The organism is Streptosporangium sp. CA-135522, from assembly GCF_050949235.1.
Lineage (GTDB): Bacteria > Actinomycetota > Actinomycetes > Streptosporangiales > Streptosporangiaceae > Streptosporangium.
Map to the genome: position 1 here is coordinate 8,620,846 of NZ_CP192026.1, position 26,998 is coordinate 8,647,843.

The 26,998-nt window shown below is 70.7% G+C and carries 21 protein-coding genes and 1 pseudogene; 11 read left to right on the forward strand and 11 right to left on the reverse strand.

The annotated features are described in order from the left end of the window. Positions 1 to 80: 80 nt before the first annotated feature. The 3 genes from ACQPYK_RS40615 to ACQPYK_RS40625 all read right to left on the reverse strand — a co-directional run bounded on the left by ACQPYK_RS40615 (position 81) and on the right by ACQPYK_RS40625 (position 4,117). A complete protein-coding gene (locus ACQPYK_RS40615) occupies positions 81 to 1,217 on the reverse strand; it encodes an acetate/propionate family kinase (protein WP_433243869.1) in 1,137 nt (378 codons plus the stop codon). Next, on the reverse strand, positions 1,214 to 3,256 hold the full coding sequence (gene pta / locus ACQPYK_RS40620) for a phosphate acetyltransferase (protein ID WP_433243872.1): 2,043 nt from the start codon (positions 3,254 to 3,256) through the stop codon (positions 1,214 to 1,216). The genes ACQPYK_RS40615 and pta overlap by 4 nt, the downstream gene beginning before the upstream one ends. Positions 3,257 to 3,325: 69 nt before the next feature. Continuing rightward, positions 3,326 to 4,117: an alpha/beta hydrolase gene (locus ACQPYK_RS40625; RefSeq protein WP_433243875.1), complete on the reverse strand. Its 792-nt coding sequence runs from the start codon at positions 4,115 to 4,117 to the stop codon at positions 3,326 to 3,328. Between the two features lie 222 nt (positions 4,118 to 4,339). On the opposite strand from ACQPYK_RS40625, the gene typA reads away from it, so the two are divergent. The 3 genes from typA (at position 4,340) to ACQPYK_RS40640 (ending at position 8,570) form a co-directional block, all read left to right on the forward strand. Next, the gene (gene typA, locus ACQPYK_RS40630; protein ID WP_433243878.1) at positions 4,340 to 6,193 is read left to right on the forward strand and encodes a translational GTPase TypA; all 1,854 of its coding nucleotides are present in this window, start codon (positions 4,340 to 4,342) and stop codon (positions 6,191 to 6,193) included. A gap of 421 nt (positions 6,194 to 6,614) precedes the next feature. Beyond that, positions 6,615 to 6,941 (forward strand): DUF397 domain-containing protein, encoded by a 327-nt coding sequence (locus tag ACQPYK_RS40635; RefSeq protein WP_433243881.1) that lies wholly within the window; start codon positions 6,615 to 6,617, stop codon positions 6,939 to 6,941. A 174-nt stretch (positions 6,942 to 7,115) separates the two neighbouring features. Continuing rightward, entirely contained in the window at positions 7,116 to 8,570 is a 1,455-nt protein-coding gene (locus ACQPYK_RS40640) for a YncE family protein (RefSeq protein WP_433243884.1), read from the forward strand. A 70-nt stretch (positions 8,571 to 8,640) separates the two neighbouring features. Here the strand turns inward: ACQPYK_RS40640 and ACQPYK_RS40645 are convergent, their stop codons facing one another. Next, positions 8,641 to 9,378, reverse strand: a complete 738-nt coding sequence (locus tag ACQPYK_RS40645; RefSeq protein ID WP_433243887.1) for a DUF2461 domain-containing protein — start codon at positions 9,376 to 9,378, stop codon at positions 8,641 to 8,643. Positions 9,379 to 9,551: 173 nt separating this feature from the next. Here ACQPYK_RS40645 and ACQPYK_RS40650 point away from each other — a divergent pair, with 173 nt between their 5' ends. Beyond that, positions 9,552 to 9,746, forward strand: a complete 195-nt coding sequence (locus ACQPYK_RS40650; RefSeq protein WP_433259148.1) for a hypothetical protein — start codon at positions 9,552 to 9,554, stop codon at positions 9,744 to 9,746. On the opposite strand, the pseudogene ACQPYK_RS40655 reads toward ACQPYK_RS40650, so the two are convergent. The 3 genes and pseudogenes from ACQPYK_RS40655 to ACQPYK_RS40665 form a co-directional block, all read right to left on the reverse strand. Further along, a pseudogene (locus ACQPYK_RS40655) lies at positions 9,710 to 10,171 on the reverse strand (polysaccharide deacetylase family protein); the annotation flags it as partial. The gene ACQPYK_RS40650 and the pseudogene ACQPYK_RS40655 sit on opposite strands and share 37 nt — an antisense overlap. A gap of 95 nt (positions 10,172 to 10,266) precedes the next feature. After that, positions 10,267 to 10,572, reverse strand: a complete 306-nt coding sequence (locus ACQPYK_RS40660; RefSeq protein ID WP_433243890.1) for a hypothetical protein — start codon at positions 10,570 to 10,572, stop codon at positions 10,267 to 10,269. Between the two features lie 144 nt (positions 10,573 to 10,716). Then, complete coding sequence (locus ACQPYK_RS40665) at positions 10,717 to 11,292, reverse strand: helix-turn-helix domain-containing protein (protein ID WP_433243893.1); 576 nt, start codon at positions 11,290 to 11,292, stop codon at positions 10,717 to 10,719. Between the two features lie 85 nt (positions 11,293 to 11,377). Between ACQPYK_RS40665 and ACQPYK_RS40670 the strand changes: the two genes are divergently transcribed. Further along, complete coding sequence (locus ACQPYK_RS40670; RefSeq protein ID WP_433243896.1) at positions 11,378 to 12,214, forward strand: EamA family transporter; 837 nt, start codon at positions 11,378 to 11,380, stop codon at positions 12,212 to 12,214. Between the two features lie 106 nt (positions 12,215 to 12,320). Here ACQPYK_RS40670 and ACQPYK_RS40675 read toward each other — a convergent pair whose 3' ends face one another. After that, on the reverse strand, positions 12,321 to 12,908 hold the full coding sequence (locus tag ACQPYK_RS40675) for a sigma-70 family RNA polymerase sigma factor (protein WP_433259062.1): 588 nt from the start codon (positions 12,906 to 12,908) through the stop codon (positions 12,321 to 12,323). Positions 12,909 to 13,186: 278 nt separating this feature from the next. On the opposite strand from ACQPYK_RS40675, the gene ACQPYK_RS40680 reads away from it, so the two are divergent. Continuing rightward, positions 13,187 to 14,263 carry a PLP-dependent cysteine synthase family protein gene (locus ACQPYK_RS40680; protein ID WP_433243899.1) on the forward strand — a complete coding sequence of 359 codons (1,077 nt, stop codon included), beginning with the start codon at positions 13,187 to 13,189 and terminating at the stop codon, positions 14,261 to 14,263. Positions 14,264 to 14,688: 425 nt separating this feature from the next. On the opposite strand, the gene ACQPYK_RS40685 is transcribed toward ACQPYK_RS40680, so the two are convergent. Then, the gene (locus ACQPYK_RS40685; protein WP_433243901.1) at positions 14,689 to 15,678 is read right to left on the reverse strand and encodes an ABC transporter substrate-binding protein; all 990 of its coding nucleotides are present in this window, start codon (positions 15,676 to 15,678) and stop codon (positions 14,689 to 14,691) included. Between the two features lie 115 nt (positions 15,679 to 15,793). On the opposite strand from ACQPYK_RS40685, the gene ACQPYK_RS40690 reads away from it, so the two are divergent. The 4 genes from ACQPYK_RS40690 (at position 15,794) to ACQPYK_RS40705 (ending at position 20,959) form a co-directional block, all read left to right on the forward strand. Next, a complete protein-coding gene (locus tag ACQPYK_RS40690; protein WP_433243905.1) occupies positions 15,794 to 16,846 on the forward strand; it encodes a FecCD family ABC transporter permease in 1,053 nt (350 codons plus the stop codon). Continuing rightward, a complete protein-coding gene (locus ACQPYK_RS40695; protein WP_433243908.1) occupies positions 16,843 to 17,928 on the forward strand; it encodes a FecCD family ABC transporter permease in 1,086 nt (361 codons plus the stop codon). Before ACQPYK_RS40690 ends, ACQPYK_RS40695 begins: the two co-directional genes overlap by 4 nt. Further along, a complete protein-coding gene (locus ACQPYK_RS40700) occupies positions 17,925 to 18,707 on the forward strand; it encodes an ABC transporter ATP-binding protein (RefSeq protein ID WP_433243911.1) in 783 nt (260 codons plus the stop codon). The genes ACQPYK_RS40695 and ACQPYK_RS40700 overlap by 4 nt, the downstream gene beginning before the upstream one ends. 221 nt (positions 18,708 to 18,928) lie before the next feature. Continuing rightward, a complete protein-coding gene (locus ACQPYK_RS40705) occupies positions 18,929 to 20,959 on the forward strand; it encodes a glycosyl hydrolase (RefSeq protein ID WP_433243914.1) in 2,031 nt (676 codons plus the stop codon). Between the two features lie 139 nt (positions 20,960 to 21,098). Here ACQPYK_RS40705 and ftsY read toward each other — a convergent pair whose 3' ends face one another. Beyond that, positions 21,099 to 22,283 carry a signal recognition particle-docking protein FtsY gene (ftsY, locus tag ACQPYK_RS40710; RefSeq protein WP_433243917.1) on the reverse strand — a complete coding sequence of 395 codons (1,185 nt, stop codon included), beginning with the start codon at positions 22,281 to 22,283 and terminating at the stop codon, positions 21,099 to 21,101. A 51-nt stretch (positions 22,284 to 22,334) separates the two neighbouring features. Continuing rightward, positions 22,335 to 26,018 (reverse strand): chromosome segregation protein SMC, encoded by a 3,684-nt coding sequence (gene smc, locus ACQPYK_RS40715; RefSeq protein ID WP_433243920.1) that lies wholly within the window; start codon positions 26,016 to 26,018, stop codon positions 22,335 to 22,337. 176 nt (positions 26,019 to 26,194) lie between these two features. Here smc and ACQPYK_RS40720 point away from each other — a divergent pair, with 176 nt between their 5' ends. After that, positions 26,195 to 26,989: a hypothetical protein gene (locus ACQPYK_RS40720; protein WP_433243923.1), complete on the forward strand. Its 795-nt coding sequence runs from the start codon at positions 26,195 to 26,197 to the stop codon at positions 26,987 to 26,989. Positions 26,990 to 26,998 lie beyond the last annotated feature (9 nt).

Here is a 26,998-nt window from a genome sequence, read left to right on the forward strand (position 1 = left end):
CCGACCACCGCCTGGCGGCGATCGGTGTCCCGTGGACTTCTCCCGGCGGATTTCATCCATCCGCTGTAGGTAGACGACGTTTATCCGCGATTGGTTCGCGAAATAACCTCAAGAGTTTGCCGGGCGATCTCCAGCTCCTCGTCCGTGGGGATCACCGCCACCTTCACGGCCGCGTCGCCGGCCGAGATCAGCCGGTCCCCGCGCTGGTTGCGCGCCGGGTCCACGGCGATGCCGAGCGCCTCCAGGCCGGCCAGCGCGCGCTGCCTGACCAGCGGCGAGTTCTCTCCCACGCCCCCGGTGAACGCGATCACGTCGACCGTGCCGAGCACGGCGTAGTAGGCGCCGACGTACTTGCGAAGCCGGTGGCAGTAGACGGCGAAGGCGAGCTCGGCGTCCGGGTCCCCGGCGGCCAGCCGGTCCTGCACCGCGCGCATGTCGTTGTCACCGCACAGGCCGAGCAGGCCACCGCGCCGGTTGAGCAGCGTGTCGATCTCCTCAAGGGACATCCCCGCGGTCCGTCCCAGGTAGAGGACCACCGCCGGGTCGAGGTCGCCGCTGCGGGTGCCCATCACGAGGCCCTCCAGCGGGGTCATGCCCATGGAGGTCTCCACGCACCGCCCGGCCGACACCGCCGAGGCGCTCGCCCCGTTGCCGAGGTGCAGCACGATCACGTTGCCCAGCGGCCGGTCCACGGCCAGGGCCGCCTCGCGGGAGACGTAGGCGTGGGAGGTGCCGTGGAAGCCGTAGCGGCGGATGCCCAGCCGCTCGGCGACCTCGCGGTCGATGGCGTAGGTGGCGGCGGCCGCGGGGATCGTCGAGTGGAAGGCGGTGTCGAAGACCGCGACCTGCGGCAGGTCGGGACGGAGCCGCCGGGCGACCTCGATGCCGGCCAGATTGGCCGGATTGTGCAGGGGGGCGAGCGGGACGAGCTCCTCGATCTTCTCGATCACCTCCTCGGTGATCAGCGTGGGCTCGGTGAAGGTCCTGCCGCCGTGCACCACCCGGTGGCCGATCGCGGTCAGCTCGGGAGAGTCGAGCCCGAAGCCCCTTTCGGCGAGCTCGGTCGCGACGACCTTCAGGGCCGCCTCGTGGTCGGCCACCGGGGAACCCGCCTCGCCGATCCGCTCGACCGCCCCGGACGCCAGCCGCTCGTCACCGGCCAGGAGCCGGTACTTCACCGACGACGATCCGCTGTTGAGCACCAGTACGCGACTCACGATGTCTCCTGGGCCTGGATGGCGGTGATGGCGACGGTGCTCACGATGTCGGTGACCAGCGCGCCCCGCGACAGGTCGTTGACCGGCCTGCGCAGCCCCTGCAGGACGGGCCCGACCGCGACGGCGCCGGCGGAACGCTGCACGGCCTTGTAGGTGTTGTTGCCGGTGTTCAGGTCCGGGAAGATCAGCACGGTCGCCCGGCCCGCGACCCGGGAGCCGGGCAGCTTGGTCGCGGCGACCCGGGCGTCCACCGCCGCGTCGTACTGGACGGGCCCCTCCACCAGCAGGTCCGGCGCCCGCTCCATGACCAGGGCGGTGGCCTCGCGGACCTTGTCCACGTCGGCGCCGCTGCCGGAGTGGCCGGTGGAGTACGACAGCATCGCGATCCGCGGTTCGACGCCGAAGCGCTGTGCCGTACGGGCCGAGGAGACGGCGATGTCGGCGAGTTGCTCGGCGTCCGGGTCGGGGTTGATCGCGCAGTCGCCGTAGACGAGCACCCGGTCGGCCAGGCACATGAAGAACACCGAGGAGACGATCGAGGTGCCCGGGACCGTCCTGATGATCTGGAAGGCGGGCAGGATCGTGGCGGCGGTGGTGTGCGCGGCGCCGGAGACCATGCCGTCCACGGCGCCCCGGTGCAGCATCATCGTGCCGAAGAAGTTGACGTCGGTGAGCACGTCCTGGGCCCGTTCGAGGGTCATGCCCCGGTGCGCCCGGAGCGCGGCGTACTCCCTGGCGAAGGAGTCGCGCAGCGGGGAGGTCAGCGGGTCGACGACGGTCACGCCGGACAGGTCGAGGCCCAGGTCGCCGATCCGCCGCCGGATCACCTCCTCCCGTCCCAGCAGGGTGAGGTCCACGATGCCGCGCCGCAGCAGGACGTCGGCCGCCCGCAGGATCCGGTCCTCCTCGCCCTCGGGCAGCACGATGTGCCGGCGGTCGGCTCGCGCCCGCTCCAGCAGGGTGTGCTCGAACATCATCGGGGTGACCCGGTCGGAGCGGGCCAGCTCGATCCGGTCGGCCAGGTCGGCGGTGTCCACGTGAGCCGCGAAGTGACCGAGGGCCGTGTCGATCTTGCGCGGGTTGTCGGCGGTGAGCCGTCCTTCCAGCCCGCCCAGCGTGGTGGCCACGGTGAAGCTGTCGGCGGCGGCCGACAGCACCGGCATGCCGGGCGCCAGCCGGGCGGTGAGGGCCCTGACGGCCTCCGTGGGCTCCTCCCCCAGCGTCAGCACCACGCCGGACGGCCTGGCCGTACCGGTCGTGTCGGCCGCCACCGAGACGAGCAGCAGGTCCGCCCGGTCGCCAGGAGTGATCACCAGGGCGCCGTCGGCCAGGTGTTCCAGGAACACCGGGAGCGTGGCCCCGCCGAACACGAAGCCGAGCACGTCTCTGAGCAGGCCGTCCTCGTCCCCCTGGATCTGCTTGGCGGCCACGGCCTGCAGCACCTGGCCGACGGTCGGCGCCGACAGCGACGGATGCTCGGGGATGACGTAGCGGGGCACCGGCAGCTCCGGCTCGACGACCGTCCCCTTCGGCACCCGGTTGGCGATCACCGCCAGCACCGTGCTGCCCAGGTCGGAGAAGACCTGGTAGCCGGTTCGCATCTCCATCGCGACCTCGGCGGCCTGCTCGCCGTGCGCGCCCACCACCACGATCACCGGGGCGCCGAACTCGGCGGCCAGGCGGGCGTTGAGGGCCAGCTCGCGCGGGAGGTCGCCGGTGTCGTAGGAACTGCCCAGCACCAGCAGCGCGTCGCACTCCCGCTCCAGGGTGTGGAAGCGGGCGACCAGCCGGGCGACGAGCTCCTCGATGCCCTGCCGCGCGTAGATCTCCGCGGCCTCCTCGGCCGTGACGCCGATCGCCGAGGCCGCGGGACGGTAGCGGGCGTTGAGCAGCTCCAGCGTGCGGTCGTCCCCCTCCCCGGTGATCGGCCGGAACACCCCGACCCGGTCGACGTGGCGGGTCAGCAGCTCCATCAGGCCGAGCTCGACGATCTGCCTGCCGTCACCACGCCCGAGACCGGCCACATAGATGCTGCGCATACGTGCTACTCCTCGTCCGGACACGTCCTTCGTCATCCCTCACCAGAAGGAGTAAACACCTCCCCGGCGTCAGGAGTTGGCGCTGACCCACTCCCCGATCCGGCGGATCAGCCCCGGTGTGGCCGCCGACTCCGCGTGGCCGTACCCGGGCTCGATCCACAGCTCCTTGGGTTCGCGGGCGGCCCGGTAGATCTGGTGGGCGTGGTCGAGCGGGAAGAAGCCGTCCGCGTCGCCGTGCACCACCAGCAACGGCGTCGGCGAGATGCGAGCGGCCGCCTCGTGGGGCGCCAGCGGCACCGGGTCCCACACGCCCTTCCTGATCCGCGTCCTCTTGCCCACCCGCGCGGCCCACCGTCCCAGCGGCCGCTCGATCGCCCAGTGCACCTGGCGCATCGGCCGGGTTCCCCGGTAGTACCACCGCGCGGGCGCGCTGACCGCGACCACCGCGTCCACCTCGCCGCGCCGGTGACCGCCCTCGTCCCAGTCCTCGCGCCGCCCGCGCCACCCCGCGTGCCGTACGGCGACCGCCGCGCCCATCGAGAAGCCGACGACGGCGACCCGGGAGTAACCGATCGCCCGCGCGTGCCGCACCGCCGCGTCCAGATCGAGGACCTCCAGATCTCCCACGGTCGACTCTCCCCCGGACCGGCCGTGCCCCCTGAAGTCGAACGAGACCACCCCGCCGAACCCGCTGAGCACCTGGGTGATCCGCCGCGTGGGGCGTTCCCGCAACGATCCGGTGAACCCGTGCGCCAGCACGATGCCCAGGTCGCCCGCCTCGCGCGGCGGGGTGTGCGCGGCGTCGATGCGGACACCGTCCTCGGTGACGAGCATCGCGGCGAACGATGGGACTGAAGACATGTGCCGAGCTTAGGACGGTCGCCGTCGCCTCCCGGGCCCGGGAGGTTCCCCCAGTTCCGCCTACAGGAGAACGGGCGTGGATCGGGCGGCGAAAGGGTGTCCGGAAGGTGAATTGGCGTGCTTCATGTGGCAGGGACGTGAGAGCGATTGTGCGGATCAACTAAAATGGTAGGGCCGCACCGTCCGCGGCCAGCCTCCACGATCACAGAGTGAGACTCCATCATGCCTTTGAACAGCCGCGACGACCTGCGGAACATCGCGATCATCGCGCACGTCGACCACGGCAAGACCACTCTCGTGGATGCCATGCTCTGGCAGTCCGGCGCCTTCCGGGCCAACCAGGACGTGGACGACCGTGTCATGGACTCCAACGACCTCGAGCGCGAGAAGGGCATCACCATTCTCGCGAAGAACACCGCCGTCAAGCACGGTGACATGACCCTCAACATCATCGACACCCCCGGCCACGCCGACTTCGGCGGCGAGGTCGAGCGCGGCCTGTCGATGGTCGACGGCGTCGTCCTGCTGGTGGACGCGTCCGAGGGCCCGCTGCCGCAGACCCGGTTCGTGCTGCGCAAGGCCTTCGCCGCCAAGATGCCGGTCATCCTGTGCATCAACAAGGTGGACCGTCCCGACGCCCGGATCAAGGAGGTCGTGGACGAGGTCTACGAGCTCTTCATGGACCTCGACGCCACCGAGGAGCAGATCGACTTCCCGATCGTCTACGCCTCGGCCAAGGCCGGCCGCGCCTCGCTGAACCGTCCGGCCGACGCCGGGATGCCCGACTCCGAGGACCTGGAGCCGCTGTTCCAGGTCATCAAGGACACGATCCCGGCCCCGACCTACGACCCGTCCGCCCCGCTGCAGGCGCACGTCACCAACCTGGACGCCTCCTCCTATCTGGGCCGGATCGCGCTGTGCCGCGTCCACCAGGGCACCATCAAGAAGGGCCAGCAGGTCGCCTGGTGCCGCACCGACGGCAGCATCCAGAAGGTGAAGATCACCGAGCTGCTGATGACCGAGGCGCTGGAGCGCAAGCCCGCCGAGCAGGCGGGCCCCGGCGACATCATCGCGATCGCCGGCATCCCGGACATCATGATCGGCGAGACCCTGGCCGACCCCGAGGACCCGCGTCCGCTGCCGCTGATCACGGTGGACGAGCCCGCCATCTCGATGACCATCGGCACCAACACCTCGCCGCTGGTCGGCAAGGTCAAGGGTTCCAAGGTCACCGCCCGTATGGTCAAGGACCGGCTCGACAAGGAGCTCATCGGCAACGTGTCGCTGCGCGTGCTGCCGACCGACCGTCCCGACGCCTGGGAGGTCCAGGGCCGTGGCGAGCTGGCGCTGGCCATCCTGGTCGAGCAGATGCGCCGCGAGGGCTACGAGCTGACCGTCGGCAAGCCGCAGGTGGTCACCAAGGTCATCGACGGCAAGGTGCACGAGCCGGTCGAGCGGCTGACCGTCGACTGTCCGGAGGAATACCTCGGGGCCGTCACCCAGCTGCTGGCCGTCCGTAAGGGCCGCATGGAGCACATGACCAACCACGGCACCGGCTGGATCCGGATGGAGTTCGTGGTCCCGGCCCGCGGCCTGATCGGCTTCCGGACCGAGTTCCTGACCGAGACCCGCGGCACCGGCCTGGTGCACCACGTCTTCGAGGCCTACGAGCCCTGGTTCGGCGAGCTGCGCACCCGCAACAACGGCTCGCTGGTGGCCGACCGTCCCGGCCCGGTCACCGCCTTCGCCATGACGAACCTGCAGGAGCGCGGCATCCTGTTCGTCTCGCCGACCACCGAGGTCTACGAGGGCATGATCGTCGGTGAGAACTCGCGCTCCGACGACATGGACGTGAACATCACCAAGGAGAAGAAGCTCACCAACATGCGCTCCTCCACGGCGGACGTGACGGAGACCCTGATCCCGCCGCGCCAGCTCTCGCTGGAGCAGGCGCTGGAGTTCATCCGCGAGGACGAGTGCGTGGAGATCACTCCGGAGAACGTGCGCATCCGCAAGGTCGTCCTGGACGCCGCGATCCGTGGCCGCTCCGCCGCTCGGGCCAAGCGCGGCAGCTGACCCGCCGTCTGACCGCGGCCTGATCGCGGTCTGACCATGGTCAGACCGCGATCAGGCCCACGCCGCCGCCTCACCGAGCGTGGCGACCGACCTTCCACCGAAAGCCGGCCGGACCCTGACAGGGTCCGGCCGGCTTTCGGCGTGCCGGGCCGACGCGCGTTCCACGAGGACGGTGGCGGCGCTCGACGAACACGGTGACGGCTCTCGACGAACACGGTGACGCGGGCCGGACGGGCCGGGAGTCGCCGGCCGTACGGCAAGACGTCAATGAGCGGATTAGCACGCCGAACATGAATCAAATGAGGTTTCTCACCGCTTTGAAATGATTACGAGGTAGCGTATTCAGGCACGGCTGCTCGCCGCCTCATCACCGGCGACCAGCCGGAGACCGAGAAGACAGTACGGCCATTAATGACGGCCCATGTCCGATATTTCCGACCGGGCCGACGGACCTCGTCCATGGATCAACGGCGCTCACCTGAAGAACGGCGGAGGAGAGATGGAACCGAGCAATCTCATGTGGCGGAAATCGAGCTTCAGCAGCAGCAACGGCGGCGACTGCGTCGAGGTGGCCGAGCTCGCAAACGCCTTCCACCGCCCGGAGCACAAGCGGGACGCCACCCACGCCGTCCGCGACAGCAAAGATCCTTGCGGCCCCGTCCTCTACTTCACCCTCACCGAATGGAATGCCTTCCTCAATAGCATCAAATCATCTGAATTCGACCTTATGGGGCCGACCACTACATAGCTCTTGATTTCCCCGAGAGGCCGGCCGGTCCCTGCGCGGAAAAAGCACACGGCTCGCGGATCGTGGGGAAAGGCGAACACCGCCCTAACCACGGGTTGAGCATTAGCTGACCCGTCTGCTCCTAGCGTTTCGGGGATCGGCCGGACGGCCGGGGGCAGATCGAGGGAGCGGGCCATGCAGCGGCTGACGGGTAAGCGGCAACGGCACGTCGCGGCCATTCCTCTGATCGGGCTGGCGGCGTGCGCCCTGTCCGCGTGCGGCGGCGGGCCGGTGCCGGGCTCGCTCCCACCCGCCCGGGTGGCCGTGGCGGACGGCCAGGCGCCACCGGCCGGTACGGCGAGCCCGCCGGCCGTCGGCGCGGCCGCGCCGCGCAGGGCCTTCACGCTTCCCGGCGCCCTCGCTTCCGGGACCGCGAAGGTGGACCTCTACGCACACGACCGGCCCGGCATGCTCAGCCCCGTCGTGGCGCGCTTCCCCGAACGGATCTACGTGCCCAACGGCGAGAGCGACACCGTCACCATGATCGACCCGCACACCTACCGGGTGCTGCGCGCCGTCAAGGTCGGCCGGCGCCCCCAGCATGTGATCCCGTCGTGGGATCTCAAGACGCTCTGGGTCAGCAACGACGACGGCGACTCCCTCACCCCGATCAACCCCATGACCGGCAAGGCCGGCAGGCCGGTGCACGTCGAGGACCCGTACGACCTGTACTTCACTCTGGACGGCCGAACCGCGCTGGTGATGGCCGAACGGGAGAACCGGCTCGATTTCCGCGACCCGCGCACCATGCGGCTTCGGCGTTCGCTGCAGGTGCCCTGCAGGGGAATCAGCCACGCGGACTTCACCGCCGACGGGACCCTCCTGCTGGCCAGCTGCGAGTCCTCCGGCCAACTGGTGGTCGTCGACGTCGAGGCCCGCAAGCTCCGGGCCGTCGTCGATCTGGCGGACGGCACCACGCGGCGCGGTGACCTTCCGCACGCGGGCGAACGAGACAGCGGCCTGGAGCACGGCCTGCGACCCGGCCTGGAAAACGGCCCGGAAACCGGCTTGGACCACGGCCTGCGGTCCGGCCTGCGGCGCCATCGGGAGAACGGCACCGTCGGACACGGCGCGATCGGGCACGGCACCGTCGGACACGGCGCCCTGCGGCACGGCCGCATGGCGTACGGGAACATGCCGCAGGACGTCAAGCTCTCCCCCGACGGCACCGTCTTCTACGTCGCCGACATGGCCAGGGGCGGTGTGTGGCTGGTCGACGCCCGGAGGTTCCGCATCACCGGTTTCATCAGGACCGGCGCGGGCGCCCGCGGCCTCTACGTCAGCCGGGACTCGAAGGTGCTGTATGTGTCCAACCGCGCCGCCGGGTCGGTCACGGTGGTCTCCTTCGCCCTTCGCCGCCCGATCGACACCTGGCGCATCCCGGGCGGCGGCTCACCGGACATGGGCGGGGTGTCAGCCGATGGCGGGCGCCTGTGGTTGTCGGGACGCTACGACGGGGTCGTCTATGTCTTCGACACCGTCAGCGGCCACCTCATCCGCAAGATCGACGTCGGTGCCGGCCCGCGCGGCCTGACCGTCTATCCCCAGCCCGGGCGCTACTCGCTCGGTCACACGGGGATCTTCCGATGACCGACGGCGACGGCCCGTCGAGACCTGGCCCCTCACGGGACGGACGGCCCGGGCGAGCGGGCGAGCGTGGTCAGTCGGTCGGGAGGTGGACGGCGAGCCACTCGACGAGCGGGGTGAGGTCGCGCCAGACCACGCGGACGCGATCGACGACCTCGGGGGTGTGGATCCACGGTTCGGGGTCGAAGCGGCGGCCGGCGTGCAGGGACCTGTGCCGGAGCAGGTCAAGCCGGGGATGATCCTCCGGCGTGCCTCGGGGGCGGGTCTTCAGCCGGTCGCCTCCGATCGTGTAACCCGCGACGCGGAGCTCGTCCACGATCTTCTCCAGCGGGACACCGCTGATCTCCTCGTCGACCGCCTGGCGGTAGCGCAGCAGCTGGCCGCCCTGGGCCGAGTAGAGGCCCGCTCCGGCGTGCAGCCCCGCGGCGTCGAGCTGGACGTAGTAGCCGATGGCCTCACCGACGGCGGTGTAGGCGCCCTGGTGGGTCTTGTAGGGCGTCTTGTCCTTGGCGAAGCGGACGTCCCGATGCGGGCGGAACAGGTGCACCCGGCCGAACTCGGCGGCCAGCTCCTCCCCCAGCGCCGCCATGGGCGCCTTGACCGTCTGCTCGTAGAGGTGCTTGTAGCGGGTCCAGTAGGTCTTGGAGTTGTCCGCCTCCAGCCCCTCGTAGAACAGGAAGGCGTCGTCGGGGAAACCGCTGAAGCTCATGGCGTCCATGTTTCCACCCGCGACCGACAATCGGACGACCGACGCCCGATGACCGACGCCCGTCGTCCAGACGACCGACACCCGGCGACCGACGCCCGTCATCCACACGACCGACGGAGACCCGGCCGTCCGGGATCCTGCCCCCGGCGTACTCGCCACCCGGAACGAGCGCCCTGCCGTACATCTCGGAGAGCGTCACGAACGTGTAGCCCCGGGCGGCGAGCTGCTCCAGCACGTGGGGGGCGGCCTCGACCGTGGTGGCGTGGATGTCGTGCATGAGCACGATGGATCCCGGCATCGCTTTGGTCGCGCGCTGCGTGACGATCAGGCTGTCGCGGTCGCGCCAGTCGTTGGTGTCGATGTCCCACAGGACCTGGGCGAGCCCCTTGCGGCGGGCCTCGGCCGCGACCCGTCTGTTGGTGGCCCCGTACGGCGGGCGCAGGAGGGTCATCCAGCGCCCGGTCACGTAGTGGACGATCTGCTGGGTGCGGGACAGCTCCCCCCTGATGCCCGCGTCCGACAGCGCGGTGAGCTGGGCGTGGCTCCAGGTGTGGTTGCCTATCTCGTGTCCCTCGGTCACCATCCGGAGGAGGTTGTGCGGACCGTCCACCGCGACCTTCTGCCCGATCACGAAGAAGGTCGCCCTGGCGTGGTGGGCGGCGAGGATGTCGAGCAGCCGCCCGGTGTATTCACCCGGCCCGTCGTCGTAGGTCAGCGCCACGCAGCTGACCCGCCGGCAGTTGACGTGGCGCGCGGCGGGCGGGATCGGGTATCTGTTCTTCGGCCACTGCGGCTGGATCGCGATCAGCTTCTCGGCCAGCGCCCTGGGGGTGATCGGCGCGGGGGTGCGTGCGGGGGCGGAGGGGGTGGCGGTCGGCGCACCCCCGGACCTCATCCGGGCGACCGGAGCGGCGCACCCTCCGACGCCCAGGATCAAGGCCAGGAAGACGATCCACAGCCGCACGCTTCCCCCAAGAAAGCAATGCGAGGCTACGGGTAATCCTCAGCCGCGTCCCCCCGCAAGATCTTGGCCAGGTCCTCCCACCAGGATGGGACATCGGCCTGTAATTCGGCGTATCGACGCGCCACTCGAATGGCACATCCACCCGGATCCGCACCCAGATGGCGACGTTTCACTTGGCCTTCCTGCCAGCGGTATAAACCATCCCTGAAACGTATGACCAGACCTATCCACACCGACAGGATTCCGTCGTCCCCCACTTCGTAGACGCTGGTCACGCCGAGTTCTTTCAGTTCGGCGCGGAGTGCGTCTATCGCCACTCGCGAGTCGTTCATCCACGGCCTCCGGGAGGGAGCGGGAAAGGCGAACGGCCGGGCACGCGCCCGTGATCCGGCGGGGTCGGCACGCCGATGCAGGAGACCGAAAGCGACATAGTGTAATGATGCGGCTCCGGCTTGTCATCGGACAGCCGTTCGCCACTATTGGTCAGGAGTCTCCTGAGGCTCGGTCACGACCATCGTGAAGCGCAATGGCGCATCGGTCTCGTTGGCGTATCTGTGCGGTCGGTCGGCGCTGAACACGACGGCGTCGTCCATCCGGACGACATGGCTCTTGCCGTACACCGACAGGGTGAGCTCCCCCTCCAGCACAGTCAGCATCTCGCGGGTGCCCGGCGGGTGGGCGTCACCGTCGTGGTGCTCTCCCGGGCCCAGCCGCCAGTCCCACAGCTCCAGGATGGCCGGCGCGTCGGTGCCGACCAGCAGCCGCGCGGAGCTCGCCCGGCCGTGCGAGAAGGTGACGACGTCGGCCGCCTGGACCACCCGCACCACCGGGGTGTCGGAGACCTCCACCATCCGCGCGACCGTCACCCCGAGGGCGTCGGCGATGCGGGTGAGCGTGTTGATGCTGGGGTTGGTCCGCCCCTGCTCCACCTGGACGAGCATGCCCCGGCTCACTCCCGAGCGCGCGGCGAGCTCGTCGAGCGTCATCTGCCGGTGCGCCCGCTGGGCCCGCACGTTGTTGGCGACCGCCGCGGTGATCGTCTCTGGATCCATGAGTTCAGTGTAGTGAACCCGATTTGCAGTGAAGTGCACCTTATGTGTTGTACTTGTGGTGCAACTCATTGAACCGAGGTGAAGAATGACCGCTGTGGTGCTGGCGACGGTCTGCGCGGTGGTGTACGGCACGGCGGACTTCTTCGGCGGCCTGGCGACCCGACGATCACGGGTGCTGGCCGTGGTGGTGCTCTCCCAGATGACCGGCCTGGCCCTGGTGGCCGCGCTGCTGCCGTTCCTGCCGGGGGTCCTCACACCCGAGGGGCTGGGCTGGGGCATGGCGGCCGGGGTGTCCGGGGCCGCCGGGCTGGTGCTGTTCTACCGGGCGCTCGCCACCGGGGTGATGTCGGTGGTGGCGCCCGTCACCGCGACCACCTCGGCCGCGCTGCCGGTGCTGTTCGGCCTGGCCGCCGGGGAACGCCCGGAGCCGGTGGCGCTGGGCGGCGTGCTGCTCGCGCTGGTCGCCGTGCTGATGGTGAGCCGCGATTCCTCGCCCGCGGCGGCCGAGCGGGGGTACGGCCCGATCCTGACCTCGCTGGCGGCGGGCGCGGGCTTCGGCGGCTTCTTCGTCCTGCTGGCCCAGGCTCCCCAGGACAGCGGCATGTGGCCGCTGCTGTGCGCGCGGCTGGCCTCGATCACCCTCATCGCCCTGCTGGCCCTGGTCACCCGCCGCACGCTGCGCCCGGGTCGCGGCGCGCTGCACATCATCGTCGCCGCCGGGGCTCTGGACATGGTCGCCAACGTGCTGTTCATGCTCGCCCAGCAGCGCGGCATGCTGAGCCTGGTCGCCGTCCTGGTCTCGCTCTACCCGGCGAGCACTCTGCTGCTGGCCCGGCGCGTGCTGGGAGAACGGCTCAACGCGGTCCAGCTGGTGGGCATCGGCTTCACCCTCGCCGCCGTCGCGCTGATAGCGGCGGCCTGACGGACCGCGACCGCGGCGGCCCGGACAAGGGAACGCGGTTCGCCCCGTGTGGGACGAACCGCGGCGACGTGAGGAAGAGTGCCCGGACGGCTACGCGGCCGGGCGGTCAGGCGGCCTGCCGCTGGGCGGGCAGCCGGAACTCGCCCTCCTCGACGGCGTAGTCCTCGAGCATCGTCCGGAGCTGGCGACGGCCGCGGTGCAGGCGGGACATGACCGTGCCGATGGGGGTGCCCATCCGCTCGGCGATCTCCTTGTAGGCGAAGCCCTCCACGTCGGCCAGGTAGACGGCCACCCGGAAGTCCTCGGGCAGGGAACGCAGCGCGTTCATCACCGCGCTGTCGGGCAGCTGCTCCAGCGCCTCGGTCTCGGCGGACTTGAGCCCGGAGGACATGTGGGACTCGGCGGCGGCGAGCTGCCAGTCCTCGATCTCCTCGGTGGCCGAGAGCTTGGGCGAGCGCTGCTTCTTGCGGTAGTCGTTGATGAAGTTGTTGGTGAGGATGCGGTGCAGCCATGCCTTGAGGTTGGTGCCCTCACGGAACTGGTGGTAGGAGGTGAACGCCTTGGTGACGGTCTCCTGCACGAGGTCCTCGGCGTCGGCGGAGTTGCGGGTCAACCGCATCGCCGACGCGTAGAGCTGGTTGGTGACCGGCACAACGTCGCGTTCGAACCAATCCTGGCGCTGCTCTTCGGTCATCGTGATCACGTGATCCCCCTCGTACTGTTCCCCCCGTTACCGTCCGGCGCGAGAGCGACGCACCCATCCCGACGGCTTACGGCATGCTCGCAGGCACTCCGTAAAGGTGCCGTTAAGAGTAGTCGTGCCTGATCAGGGGGTTCATCAGTGGCTGGGCCAATGGCGGGTACAACACGCCCTACAGCCGGACAAGTCTCATTATCGTAACATCCCTCCTTCGATTTGGCCGAACATGTGTCTATCATCACATAAGCCCAGCTAGCGATACCTTTGGGCCTATGAAATACGTGGACCGACATGACCCCGAGACCCGCTCCTGGGTGGCCGAGGCCATCCGCCGAGTCGAGGCCGACGCCCATCGAAGCTGCGACACTCATCTCCACGTCTTTCCGCTTCCCTTGCGGTGGGGGGTAAACCTCTACCTGAAGGACGAGTCGGTCCACCCGACCGGTTCACTGAAGCACCGGCTCGCGCGCTCGCTGTTCCTGTACGGCCTGGCCAACGGCTGGATCGGTCCCACGACCACGGTCGTGGAGGCCTCCAGCGGCTCGACCGCGGTGAGCGAGGCCTACTTCGCCCGCCTCATCGGCCTGCCGTTCATCGCGGTGATGCCCGCCTCGACCTCACCCGAGAAGATCTCGCTGATCGAGTTCTACGGCGGCAAGTGTCACCTGGTGAGCGACCCTGGAACGATCTACGAGGAGTCCCGCCGGCTGGCCGCCGAGTCCGGCGGCCACTTCATGGACCAGTTCACCTACGCCGAGCGCGCCACCGACTGGCGCGGCAACAACAACATCGCCGAGAGCATCTTCAGCCAGATGGAGATGGAGCCCCACCCCGAGCCCACCTGGATCGTGGTCGGCGCCGGCACCGGCGGCACCTCCTCCACCATCGGCCGCTACATCCGCTACCGGCGCTATGCCACCCGCCTGGCGGTGGTCGACCCCGAAGGCTCGGCGTTCTACCCCTCCTGGTGTTCGGGTGACGCCGCGGCCACCGCCCCCGGCTCCCGCATCGAGGGCATCGGCCGCCCCCGCGTGGAGCCGTCCTTCATGCCCACCGTGATCGACCGCATGATCCAGGTCCCCGACGCCCGGTCCATCGCGGCCATGCGCTGGGTCCGCGAGGTCACCGGCCGCGACGTCGGCGGCTCCACCGGCACCAACGTGGCGGCGGCCGTACAGTTGCTGCAGGAGATGCGTGAGGCGGGCGAGCGGGGCAGCGTCGTCACCCTGATCTGCGACGGCGGCGAGCGCTACCGGGGCACCTACGACAACGACGCCTGGCTCACCGAACGCGGCCTGGACATCGCCCCTCACCTGCGCGAGCTGAGGTCCTTCCTCACCCGCCCCTGACCCCGCGTGCCCGTGCCCTCCCCGCCGGAACCCGCGGAGTCTCGCGGAACCCCGGCGGGCGGAACACGGGAAGGGCGACCCCCGGCAGGACCGGGGCCTTCCGCGGGAGGCTCCCGCGGGGGTGTGTCACCGCCGTCAGGCCCCGCCGTCCCGCTGGGCGTTCTTCCTGGCGATGGCGTCGACCACCTCGGAGACGTGGGGTCCGCACACGGGGTCGAGGGAGCGCCGGCCGGAGAACCACGAGGTCTGGATCACGAAGTCTGCCGGGTACCCGCACAGGCATGTGCTGGGGAATTCCGGGTCTGCCGGCAGGACCGCTGAGCGGTGAGTCACCATGGTCCTGACTTTAGTCCGCTTTGACCGGTTGCCCAGGCAAAGTGGTCAAGGATCTTCCGAAGGCCGGCCCTGCGCCGCGCCACCGGGGGTCAGGCGGCCTTGGCCGGGTCCACCTGGAAGAACTTCGCGATGTCGTCCAAGATGGCGTGGGCGCCCTGGATGCCGACCGCACTCATCCAGGTGACGTCGGTGACGTCGTGCTTGGTCCCCTTGAGCTTGCCCCACAGCGGGTTGGCCTCGAACTTCTTCTTGACCGGTTCGACCGAGGGATCGGGATAGGCCGCGACGAAGATGTGGTCGGCGTCGAGCTGGGAGATGTTCTCCTGGCTGACGTCCACCGCGATCGTGTCCTTGACGGTCGGCTGGTCCTTGGGACGCGGGAAGCCGACGTCCTTCAGCACCAGGCCGGAGTAGGAGTTCTCCACGTAGAGGCGGACGGTCGGCTCACCGGCGAAGCGGACGACGGAGACGGTGGGCAGCTCGCCGTCCTTGGCCTTGATCGACTCGCCGATCCTGGCGGCGCGGTCCTGATAGGTCTTGATCGTGCTCTCGGCGAGATCCTCCTTGCCCAGGGCCTGGCCCATGAGCTTGAGGTTCTCCTTCCAGATGGCGCCCGTGGTCTCGCTGAACACCGTCGGCGCGATCTGCGCCAGCTTCTCGTACAGCGCCTCATGGCGGACCTTGGCCGAGACGATCAGGTCCGGCTTGAGCGCGACGATCTGCTCCAGGCTCGGCTGCTCCAGCGTCCCGACCGACCTGGCCTCCTTGGCGTGGCCGAGGACCGAGGTCAGGTAGTCGGGGAGCTTCTCGTCGATCGCCCGGTAGGTGGTGAAGCCGACGACGTCGGTCTCCAGGGTCAGCACCGCGTCCACGAAGCTCTGGTCGAGCGCCACGACCCGCTTGGGCTGGGCCGGGATGCGCGTCTCGCCCATGGCGTGCTTGATCGTGCGAGGGAACGCCGCGTCGCTCGCCGCCGGCGCGGGGGCGCTCGCACCGGCGTCGGCCGTCGTGCCCGAGGTGCTCGACCCGCAGGCGGCAAGACCAAGGGCGAGTACGGCTCCGGCAACACCAGCGGTCAAAGCCCGCAACGCTCTCATCAAGGGTTCCCTTCAAGGTAAGGCTGGCCTAAATCAGCTTAGGCATACCTAAGCTGACATACTCGTACGGGATCCGGCAAACGCGAGAGGAGCAAAGGTGAGCACAGCCGTGGCCACCGCGCGGCCACCGTCGCCCGGCACGACCGGGGCGATCCGGCGCCGGCGCCTGCTCGTGGCCGCCGGGCTGCTCGGAGCTCTGGCAGTGACGATCATGCTGAGCGTCACGATCGGCGCCAAGCCGGTCCCGCTGTCCGACGTGTGGCACGCGCTGACCGATCCGACCGGCACCGAGAACGACATCGTCATCCGGTCGCTGCGCATCCCCCGGACCGCCGTCGGCGTCCTGGCCGGGGTCGCGCTCGGCGTCGCGGGCGCGCTCATGCAAGGCCACACCCGCAACCCGCTGGCCGACCCCGGCCTGCTCGGCGTCACCCAGGGCGCGGCGTTCGCGATGGTGCTCGGCATCATGGTCCTGGGCGTCACCGGCCTGGCCGGCTACATCTGGTTCGGCCTGGCCGGAGCCCTGATCGCCAGCGTGGGCGTCTTCGCACTCGGCATGGCGGGTGGCCGCGGCGCGCCCACCCCGGTGACCCTGGCCCTGGCGGGCACCGCGGTCAGCGCCTTCCTCTACGCCCTCACCTCGGCACTGGTCCTGATGGACCAGCAGGCCATGGACGTCTTCCGCTTCTGGCAGGCGGGCTCGATCGCCGGCCGGGGCGCCGACGTCGTCTGGCAGGTGCTTCCGTTCGTCGCCGCCGGCCTGGTCCTGGCGGCGCTCAACGCGCCCGGCCTCAACGCGCTCTCCCTCGGCGAGGACGTCGCCCGCGCGCTCGGCCAGAACGTCACCCTGGTCCGCACCATCGGCGTGGCCGCGATCACCCTGCTCAGCGGAGCCTCCGTCGCGGCCTGCGGCTCGCTGGCCTTCCTCGGCCTGATGGTCCCGCACCTGGCCCGCCCACTGTCCGGCCCGGACCACCGCCGGCTGCTGCCTTACTCCGGCCTGATCGGCGCCGCCGCCCTGCTCGGCGCCGACGTGATCGGCCGGGTGGTCGCCCGTCCCGGCGAGTTGGAGGTCGGCGTGGTGCTCGCCCTGATCGGCGCGCCGTTCTTCGTCTTCCTGGTCCGCCGCAGAAAGCCGGTCCGCCTGTGAGCTCCCCTCCCGCCCTCCCGGTACGGCTCGCACGCGAACGGCCGCTGCGGATCGGTCCCGCCTCCTGGCCGCTCCGCCTGCGCTCGATCGCCGTGACCCTGGTCCTGCTGGCCGCCACGGTGCTGCTGATGGCGCTCGGCATGCGCATCGGCGACATCCCGATGAGCGTTCCCGAGGTCTTCCGGGCGATCGCCGGCGACGGCTCGAATCACTTCGTCGTGATGGAGCTGCGGCTCCCCCGGGCGCTGACCGGTGTCCTCGTCGGCGCGGCGCTGGCCCTGGCCGGCGCGATCACCCAGGCCATCGCCCGTAACCCGCTGGCCAGCCCCGACATCCTCGGCGTCACCACCGGCTCCAGCGTGGCGGTGGTCGCGATCATCGTGGCCGCCGGAAGCACCGCCGGCGGCGCCAGCGGCGCCCTGGCCCAGGTGGGCATCCCCCTGACGGCCCTGCTCGGCGGCCTGGCCGGGGCGCTGACCGTCTACCTGCTGGCCTGGCGCAAGGGCCTGGACGGCTACCGCCTGGTGCTGGTCGGCATCGGCGTCTCCGCGGTGTTCACCAACGTCAAATACTGGCTGCTGACCGTCGGGGACGTCACCGACAGCAGCCGCGCCATGGTCTGGATCAGCGGCTCCCTGAACGGCCGGGGCTGGGAGCACGTCGTCCCGGTGGCGATCGCGCTCGCCGTGCTCATCCCCCCGAGTCTGGTCGGCACCCGCTCGCTCGGCGCGCTGCGCTTCGGCGACGACACCGTGACCGGTCTGGGCGTACGGATGAACCTCGCCAGAAGCCTGATGATCCTCGCCGCCGTCCTGCTCGCCGCGGTGGCCACCGCGGCGGCGGGCCCCATCGCCTTCGTCGCCCTGCCCGCCCCGCAGATCGCGCTGCGCCTGGCCAGGGTAGCCCAGCCGCCGCTGGTCGTCTCGGCCCTCGTCGGAGCCGTCCTCACCGCCGCGGCCGACCTGCTCGCGCGGACCCTGTTCAGCCCCGCCGAGCTACCGGTGGGCGTGGTCACCGCGGTCCTCGGCGCCCCCTACCTGATCTATCTCCTGATCCGTGTGCGCAGAAAGGAACGTTCGTGAGGCTGCAGGCCGTCGACGTCACACTCGGATACGGCGACCGCGTCATCGTCGACGGGCTCGACCTCGGGATCGAGGCCGGAACGGTGACCACGATCATCGGACCGAACGGGTGCGGCAAGTCCACGCTGCTGCGCGCCCTGGGACGGCTGCTCAGGCCGTCGGGCGGCGAGGTGCTCCTGGACGGCAAGCGCATCGACCGGATGCCCACCAAGGAGGTCGCCAAGGTCCTGGGCGTGCTGCCGCAGGCCCCGACGGCCCCGGAGGGGCTGACGGTCGCCGATCTGGTGGCCAGGGGGCGGCATCCGCACCAGACGTGGTACCGGCAGTGGTCGGCGGGCGACGAGTCGGCGATCAACGAGGCTCTGGCCATGACCGGCCTGTTGGAGCTGGGTCAGCGCCCGCTGGACGAGTTGTCCGGCGGCCAGCGCCAGCGCGCGTGGATCTCGATGGCCCTCGCCCAGGGCACCGACCTGCTGCTGCTCGACGAGCCGACGACCTTCCTCGACCTGGCGCACCAGGTCGAGGTCCTGGAGCTGGTCCGCAGGCTCCACGGAGAGCTCGGCCGCACCGTGGTGATGGTCCTGCACGACCTCAATCTCGCCGCCCGCTACGCCGACCGCCTGGTCGCCATGCGCGACGGCCGGATCATCGCCGCCGGGCCGCCGCACGAGGTGCTCACCGAGTCTCTCCTCGCGGAGGTCTTCGACCTGGACGCCAAGGTGATCGAAGACCCCGTCGCCGGAACCCCGCTGGTCGTCCCGATCGGCGTGCGCCACTGAGGCGCTGCGTCTCTGGGGCGTGTCCAACACCGGGGCATGTCCAACACTGAGGCATGTCTGGGACTGAGGCATGTCCAACGCTGAGGCATGTTCAACGCTGTGGCGCGTCAGGCGGATCTCGGGTTTCCGTTCCCGGGTCTCCGTGCGGACACCGGAGCCCGGGCGGCTATGCTTTCCTCGCTTTTCCATGATCATTATGTTCACCGTCGAGTGGGGATGCGATGAAAGATCCTGGGGTCACCGGAGGCGCCGCTCCAGACGTGGTTCGCCGTCGTCACGTCTTCGTCCTGGCGGCACTCGTCGCCGTCGTGTTGTCATTGGTCGTCGCTCCGGCCCGCGTTCACGCCGATGTCGCCGCCGACCCCTCGGCCTCCGCTTCGACGCGAGCCGTCGCGGACTGGCTGGCCCACCTGCGGCACCGGGCCGGAAACCGTGTCGTGTCCGGCCACTTCGGCGGCTACAGCGGAGGAACCTTCGCCCTCGGCCAGATCGAGACGCTCCATGACCGGACCGGCCAGTACCCTGGCGTGCTCGCCTGCGACTACGCGGGAGGCTGGAACGACAACGGCACGCCTGCCGACTGGCACGACAACTATCCGACCACGATCGACCACTCGTGCAACCCCTCTCTGATCGCGTGGTGGAAATCCGGAGGGCTGGTCTCCGTCAGCGTGCACGGGCCGAACCCGGCCGACCCGAAGGACTTTCACAGCCGTTTGGCGGACTTCGCCCAACTGTCCGATCCGTCCACCGCGCTGGGTTCCCGCTGGCGCGACCAGCTGGATCAGGTCGCCGCGGGACTGCGAGAACTCGACGAAGCGGGCGTGCCGGTGCTGTTCCGCCCGATGCACGAGATGAACGGCGCCTGGTTCTGGTGGGGCGGCCAGAGCCCGAGCGCGTTCACACGGGTGTGGCGAGCCATGTTCGACTACCTGACGACGACGAAAGGCCTGCACAACCTGCTGTGGGTGTACGCGCCGGACTGCGGGCCGCAGCAACGGACGGCGTACTATCCCGGGTCGGACGTCACCGACGTCGTCGGGTTGGACTGCTACACCGACACCCCGGCAAGCCTGAACGGCTATGACGAACTGCTCACCCTCGGCAAGCCGTTCGCCTTCACCGAGATGGGAGTCGGCACAACCGGCGATTTCGACTTCCGCGCCTGGATCGAAGCGATTCGCACCAGGTTCCCGGCCACCGCGTACTTCTTGACGTGGGACAGCGTATGGAGCCCCGTGAAAAACCAGTACGCGACAGAGCTGATGAACGACTCATGGACCGTCAATCGCGGCGAGATCGACCTGGCCGCCCGGACCGAACCCGGCGGAACCCCCATCACCGGACCGTCGACTCCGCTGGCCGACTTCGAGTCCGGCACCCAGGAGTGGACCGGCTACAAGGTCAAGAACGGCCCCTGGTCGGTCACCGAGTGGGCCGCCCAGGGCACGCACTCCCTCAAGGCCGACATCGACCTCGGCACCCCCGAGTCCTACCTGCTGCACCGCGGCCGCCTCGACCTCAGCGGCTACACGGCGATCACCGCGTTCGCGCGCACCGCGCCGTGGGGAAACCATGCCGGCGGCACCACCGCCAAACTCTATGTCCGGACCGGCGACGGGCTGACCTGGCGTGACAGCGGCTCGGCGGTCGCCGGCCCCGACGGGGTGACCTTGACTCTGCCGCTCGCGGGAATCTCCGGCCTGAACGACGTCCGGGAGATCGGAGTACGTTTCGCCGCGGGCGACGGGGCCGGCGGCGGCACATCGATCTATCTCGACCAGGTCTCCCTCGTCCGGCCCGCCATGCCACTGGCCGACTTCGAGTCCGGCACCCAGGAGTGGACCGGCTACAAGGTCAAGAACGGCCCCTGGTCGGTCACCGAGTGGGCCGCCCAGGGCACGCACTCCCTCAAGGCCGACATCGACCTCGGCACCCCCGAGTCCTACCTGCTGCACCGCGGCCACCTCGACCTCAGCGGCTACACGGCGCTGTCGGCGACGATCCGGACGGCGCCGTGGGGAAACCATGCCGGCGGCACCACCGCCAAACTCTATGTCCGGACCGGCGACGGGCTGACCTGGCGTGACAGCGGCAGCGTCGTGGTCGGCTCCGACGGCGTGAAGCTCTGGTTCAACCTCGTCGGATCATCCGGCCTGAACGACGTCCGGGAGATCGGGGTGCACTTCGCACCGGCTGCCGGAGCCGGCGGTCAATCAGCGATATACGCCGATGCGATCACCCTGCGGTGAGCATGGTGTCGCCTGCCGGTGACAGACGATCCGGCAGTCCGCGCAGCCGGGCGCTGCCTACGCCGGTGGCGATCCGGGAGCGTGAGGGGCGGGGAATCTCGGAGGAACACCCCTCGGAAAGGGGTGTTCCTCGCGGCGGTCAGTCTCCGAGGAGCGCGTCGACGAAGACCTCGGCGTCGAAGGGGGCCAGGTCGTCGGGGCCCTCGCCGAGGCCGACGAGCTTGACCGGGACGCCCAGCTCCCGCTGGACGGCGATGATGATGCCACCCTTGGCTGTGCCGTCGAGCTTGGTCAGGGCGATGCCGGTGACGTCGACGACCTCGGCGAACACCTGAGCCTGGCGCATGCCGTTCTGGCCGGTCGTGGCGTCGAGGACGAGCAGGACCTCGTCCACCGTGGCCTTCTTCTCGATGACCCGCTTGACCTTGCCGAGCTCGTCCATCAAGCCGGTCTTGGTGTGCAGCCGCCCGGCGGTGTCCACGATCACCACGTCGACGTTGTCGGCGATGCCCTTGGCCACGGCGTCGAAGGCGATCGAGGCGGGGTCGCCCCCCTCCGGACCGCGCACGACCTCGGCCCCGACCCGGTCGCCCCAGGTCTGGAGCTGGTCGGCGGCGGCGGCGCGGAAGGTGTCGGCCGCGCCGAGCACGACCTTGTTGCCGTCGCCGATGAGGGAGCGGGCCAGCTTGCCGGTGGTGGTGGTCTTGCCGGTGCCGTTGACGCCGACCACCAGCACCACGGCCGGACGCTCGCCGTGCGGCTTGACGTGCAGGGTGCGGTCCAGGTCCGCGCCGAGCTGGGTGAGCAGCTCCTCCTTGAGCAGGCCGCGCACCTCCTCTGGGGTCCGGCTGCCCAGCACCTTCACGCGGGTGCGCAGATCCTCGACCATCGCCCGGGTGGGGGCGACGCCGACGTCGGCGGTGATCAGGGTCTCCTCGATCTCGTCCCAGGTGTCGTCGTCGAGACGGTCCCGGGAGAGCAGGTCGAGCAGCCCCTTGCCCAGGGTGCTCTGCGACCGGGCCAGCCGGGCGCGCAGCCGTACCATCCGGCCGGCGGACGGCGGCGGGATCTCGATGACCGGGCCGACGACCATGGGCTCGGCGGGCTTGACCGGCGGAGGCGGGAGCGTGGTGGTCGCCGCGTCGTCGTCGGTGGCCCCCCGGGGAGGCGCCTGCTCCCCCTCCTTGGGGATCGGCAGGACCTCGGGCGGCTCGACCGGCGGAGCCGCCTTACCCCCCGGCCGCCTGAACAGCAGCAACATGCCGCCTGCCGCCAGGAGGGCGACGACGACGATGATCGCGATTATGCCGAGATAGGCTTCCACAAGACCACAGTTTTCCAGACGGCCCGGGATGCTCCGACCCCCCGGGGGCCGTCAGACGGACTCGTTCTCTCTCAGCCGCTGGCTGATGACCTGTGTGACGCCGTCTCCCCGCATCGACACGCCGTACAGAGCGTCGGCGATCTCCATCGTGCGCTTCTGGTGGGTGATGATGATGATCTGTGACGTCTGTCGCAGTTCTTCGAACAGCGTCAGCAGGCGCTGGGTGTTGGTGTCGTCCAGCGCGGCCTCGACCTCGTCCATGACGTAGAACGGCGAGGGCCGTGCCTTGAAGATGGCCACCAGGAAGGCCACGGCGGTCAGCGACCGCTCTCCACCGGACAGCAGCGACAACCGCTTGACCTTCTTGCCCGGCGGCCGGGCCTCGACCTCCACACCGGTGGTGAGCATGTCCTCGGGGTCGGTGAGCAGCAGCCTGCCCTCGCCGCCGGGGAACACCCGCGTGAAGATCGTCTCGAACTCGCGGGCCACGTCGTGGTAGGCGGCGGTGAACACCTGCTCGACCCGCTCGTCCACCTCCTTGACCACGAGCATCAGGTCGCGGCGTGTCTTCTTCAGGTCCTCCAGCTGCGAGGTGAGGAAGGCGTGTCGTTCCTCCAGCGCGGCGAACTCCTCCAGCGCGAGCGGGTTGACCTTGCCGAGCTGGGCCATCTGCCGATCGGCCGCCTTGGCCCGCTTCTGCTGCTCCTCCCGGACGTAGGGGACCGGGTCGCCGTCGACCGTGGGCACCGGCTCGTCCGGGCCGTATTCGGCGATGAGGGTGTCGGTCTCGACGCCGAACTCCTCCACCGCCCGTGTCTCCAACTGCTCCAGACGCATCCGCTGCTCGGTTCTGGCCACCTCGCTGCCGTGCGCCCGGTTGACCAGTTTGTCCAGCTCTCCGGACAGCTCCCGGACCCGGACCCGGACGGACTTGAGCGAGGCGTCGATCTGCCCGCGGGCCTGCTCGGCCTCGTCGCGCTCGGTCGCGGCGCCCGCCAGCGAGGCCTCCAACGTCCGCAGCGTCAGCTCCGCCCCCCGGAGCACCGCCTGGGCCACCAGCGCCTGCCTGCGTCGCCATTCGCGCCGCTCGGCGGCCCGGGAGCGCTCCTCGCGCTCCCTCTCGGCGGCGCGCACCAGCTCCTCGGCCTTGCCCTCCAGGCCCCTGACCCGCTCCTCGGCCGTCCGTACGGCGAGGCGGGCCTCCATCTCGGCCTGCCTGGCCGTCGAGCAGATCTCGGCGAACTCGTCGCGAAGCTCGGTCGTGGGCTCGGACTCCAGCTCCTCGGTGCTCTCGGCGGCGGCCAGCCGCTCTTCGAGCTCGGCGAGCCCGGCGGCGTCGCGGTCGCGTGCCTCCCGTGCCGCCTGCACGCCCCGGGCCAGCCGCTCGCATTCGTCCCGGGCCGCCTGGGCCGCGGCACCGAGTTGGGCGAGCCGCCGGGCCGCAGCGGCGACCCGCTGGTCGGCGTCGCGCTGGCGGGTCCGGACCTGGTCGAGCGCGGCCTGCGCGGCGTTGACCCCGGCCTGCGCGGTCTGCACGCCCGTCTGCGCCTCGGTCACCCGGGCCTGGGCCGCCTCGACCGCGAGCTGCGCCTCCCCCTCGGCCTCGGCGGCCTCCTCCATCACCGTCGCGGCCTGCTCGGCGGCGACCCCGGCCGTGGCCAGGTCGGCGGCCGCCTCGTCGAGCGCGACACGCACCTGAAGCGCCGAGGTGCCGCCGGTCGAACCGCCCCTGGCGGCATAGGTGCCCATGAGGTCGCCGGCACGGGTGACGGCCCGCAGCTCCGGCTGCTGCTCGACCACCTTCCTGGCGGTCGTCAGATCGTCGACGACCAGCACGCCCGCCAGCAGGTGGGCGACGGCGGCCCGCAGCTCGGCGGGGACGGTGACCAGATCGACCGCCCACTCGGCACCGGCCATCGGCACCGGCCCGGCCGGGCTCCGCGCGCCGTCGGCGGCGACGACCAGGGCCGCCTGGCCGCCGCCCTCGCTCCGCAGGAACTCGATGGCGTCCGCCGCGCTCTGCAGGGACTCCACGGCGACGGCCTCGGCGGCCGCGCCCAGCACGGCGGCGACGGCCACCTCGGCGCCCGGCCGCACGGTCAGCATGGTGGCCACCGGGCCCAGCACCCCGGCCAGGTCGGCGGCCAGCAGCGCCGCGCCGCCGTCGGCGCCCCTGGCCAGGCTCAGCTCCAGCGCTTCGAACCTGGCCTCCAGCGCGGCGACCTGGCGCTGCGCCTCCTGGTCGGCCTTGCGCGCCGCGCCCAGGGCGGCCCTGGCCGCGCCGAGAGCGGCGTTCGGGCCCGCGACGGCCGCCTTGGCCTCCTCCACCACGGCCCTGGCCGCCTCGACGGCCTGCCTGGCCTCCTCCACGACCTCCAGCGCGATCTCCAGCTCTTCGGCGAGGGCGGGATCGGCGGCCGGGTCGGCCTGCTCCTGGCTGTCGTGCTCGGCCTGGGCGCGTTCGGCGCGCTGCTCGGCCTCCTCCAGAGATCGGGCCAACCGCCCGATCTCCTCCTCGGCCGCCCCGGCGCGGCTGCGCACGGCGCCGACCTGGCCCCGGAGCCTGGCCAGCCCCTCACGCCTGTCGGCGGCGGCCCGGGCCGCGACGGCCAGCCGCCGCTCCTCGGCCGCGAGCGCTCCTTCGGTCTCGGTGCGCCGGGCCACGGCCCGGGCGAGCGACTCCTGCTCCTCGGCGAGCAACTCGGCGAGGACCCGCTCCTGCTCCCGGATCTCCTCGGCCTCGCGCTCGAAATCCTCCGGGTCACGCCCCCGCCGCTCCACGGCGGTGTCGGTGGCGTGCCGGTGCCGCTCGGCGGCGAGTCCGGACAGGCCTCTGAGACGCTCACGCAGCGAGGAGAGCCGGAAATACGTCTCCTGGGCGGCGGCCAGGCGCGGCTGGGCCTCGGCCTCGGCCGCCTCCAGCTCGGTCTCGGCGAGCTGGCCCTGCTCCAGCTCGGCCTCCACCGCCGTACGGCGGGCGAGCACGGCGGCCTCGTCGGCGGTCTCCCGCTCCAGCGTGGTCCGCAGGGTCAGCACGTCGTCGGCGAGCAGCCGGAGCCGGGCGTCGCGCAGGTCGGCCTGGATCACGGCGGCCTTGCGGGCGATCTCGGCCTGGCGCCCCAGCGGCTTGAGCTGGCGGCGCAGCTCGGTGGCGAGGTCCTGGACGCGGGTCAGGTTGGCCTGCATCGCGTCCAGCTTCCGCAGCGCCTTCTCCTTGCGCTTGCGGTGCTTCAGGACTCCCGCAGCCTCCTCGATGAACGCCCGGCGGTCCTCGGGCCCGGCGTGCAGCACCTGATCGAGCTGGCCCTGCCCGACGATGACGTGCATCTCGCGGCCGATACCGGAGTCCGACAGCAGCTCCTGGATGTCGAGCAGGCGGCAGGTGTCGCCGTTGATGGCGTATTCGCTCTGCCCCGCCCGGAACATCAGGCGGCTGATCGTGACCTCGGTGTAATCGATCGGGAGGGCGCCGTCGCTGTTGTCGATGGTGAGCGTGACCTCGGCGCGGCCCAGCGGGGCCCGCGAGGAGGTCCCGGCGAAGATGACGTCCTCCATCTTGCCGCCGCGCAGCGACTTCGCGCTGTGCTCGCCCATGACCCAGGCCAGGGCGTCGACCACGTTGGACTTGCCGGACCCGTTGGGGCCGACGACCGCGGTGATGCCCGGCTCGAAACGGAGGGTGGTGGCCGAGGCGAAGGACTTGAACCCGCGCAGGGTGAGGGTCTTCAGATACATGTGAACCCCCTCGCCGATGTGCCCGCGTTGACCGTGGCGCCACACGCCGCGCCGCCAGGGACCGGCGGCCGGTGTCTCGCCCCGTCGCGCCCCGTGCCCCTCAGCCGGTCCGCCCCGCCTGCGAAGACTACCGTTCTTCCCCCGCGCTCGCCCGTACACCGCCTATGGTGCCCTCCATGGATGCGGAACGCGCTGAGGATGGGATTCCAGCGCCCCGGGAAAGCGGGAACGATCCCCTCAACCGGCGCGTTTTTCTCATAGCCGGCGGGCTGGCCGCTCTGGGCCTCGGCGGCACCGCGCTGGCGGCCGGGCCGGACGGCGTCCGGGAGGCGTACACGCAGATCGTCTGCGGCGCGATCCCGGAACCTCCGGCGGCGCCGCCGGGAACGCTCCAACGCAGCAGGGTGGACGGTCGCCGGGTGGTCATCGGGCTACCGCCGCAGGCGCGGGGCACGCTGTCGGTCGTGGTCATGCTGCACAGCGCGACCGGCCACGCGCGCACCCCGTTCGACCGCTACGCGGTCGCCCGGCACCTGGCCGCCAGCGGCGGGCGCTTCGCGGTGGCCGCCGTCGACGACTGGCCCTCCGCCGACATCGCCGGGCAGTTGCTTCCCTACCTGCGAAAGTGCGGCCTGGACATCGAGCGGATCGGGCTGCTGGGCTGGTCGGCCGGAGGCGCGGAAGCGCTCAGGCTGGCGGCGGAGCTGGGCCCCGACCGGGTGTGGGCGGTCGCCGCGACCGCACCGGCCGTCACCGCCGCGAGGGCACCGCTCCAGGATCTGGTGGACATCCCGATCTGGCTCGGCTGTGGCGAACGCGACACCTGGGCTCCGCAGACGCAGACGATGCTCAAGGGCCTGAAGGCACTGGGTGCCACGGCCGAGGGCGGGGTCTCCGGCGGATGCCGGAACACGGCCTATCGCCGCCGGGTTCTTCCGGAGCAGCTGGCCTTCTTCTCACGCCACCTGTGACGCCGTGTA

Bases quoted from the DNA above. Each gene is read 5' to 3' on its own strand.
- ACQPYK_RS40645 (WP_433243887.1), bottom strand. From the start codon at position 9,378: ATGACGGGCGTCGGTCGCCGGGTGTCGGTCGTCTGGACGACGGGCGTC.
- ACQPYK_RS40665 (WP_433243893.1), bottom strand. From the start codon at position 11,292: ATGGATCCAGAGACGATCACCGCGGCGGTCGCCAACAACGTGCGGGCC.
- ACQPYK_RS40680 (WP_433243899.1), top strand. From the start codon at position 13,187: ATGAAATACGTGGACCGACATGACCCCGAGACCCGCTCCTGGGTGGCC.
- ACQPYK_RS40625 (WP_433243875.1), bottom strand. From the start codon at position 4,117: ATGTCTTCAGTCCCATCGTTCGCCGCGATGCTCGTCACCGAGGACGGT.
- ACQPYK_RS40640 (WP_433243884.1), top strand. From the start codon at position 7,116: ATGCAGCGGCTGACGGGTAAGCGGCAACGGCACGTCGCGGCCATTCCT.
- ACQPYK_RS40660 (WP_433243890.1), bottom strand. From the start codon at position 10,572: ATGAACGACTCGCGAGTGGCGATAGACGCACTCCGCGCCGAACTGAAA.
- ACQPYK_RS40720 (WP_433243923.1), top strand. From the start codon at position 26,195: ATGGATGCGGAACGCGCTGAGGATGGGATTCCAGCGCCCCGGGAAAGC.
- typA (WP_433243878.1), top strand. From the start codon at position 4,340: ATGCCTTTGAACAGCCGCGACGACCTGCGGAACATCGCGATCATCGCG.
- ACQPYK_RS40635 (WP_433243881.1), top strand. From the start codon at position 6,615: ATGTCCGATATTTCCGACCGGGCCGACGGACCTCGTCCATGGATCAAC.
- ACQPYK_RS40675 (WP_433259062.1), bottom strand. From the start codon at position 12,908: ATGACCGAAGAGCAGCGCCAGGATTGGTTCGAACGCGACGTTGTGCCG.
- ACQPYK_RS40670 (WP_433243896.1), top strand. From the start codon at position 11,378: ATGACCGCTGTGGTGCTGGCGACGGTCTGCGCGGTGGTGTACGGCACG.
- pta (WP_433243872.1), bottom strand. From the start codon at position 3,256: ATGCGCAGCATCTATGTGGCCGGTCTCGGGCGTGGTGACGGCAGGCAG.
- ACQPYK_RS40650 (WP_433259148.1), top strand. From the start codon at position 9,552: ATGAGCACGATGGATCCCGGCATCGCTTTGGTCGCGCGCTGCGTGACG.
- smc (WP_433243920.1), bottom strand. From the start codon at position 26,018: ATGTATCTGAAGACCCTCACCCTGCGCGGGTTCAAGTCCTTCGCCTCG.
- ACQPYK_RS40705 (WP_433243914.1), top strand. From the start codon at position 18,929: ATGAAAGATCCTGGGGTCACCGGAGGCGCCGCTCCAGACGTGGTTCGC.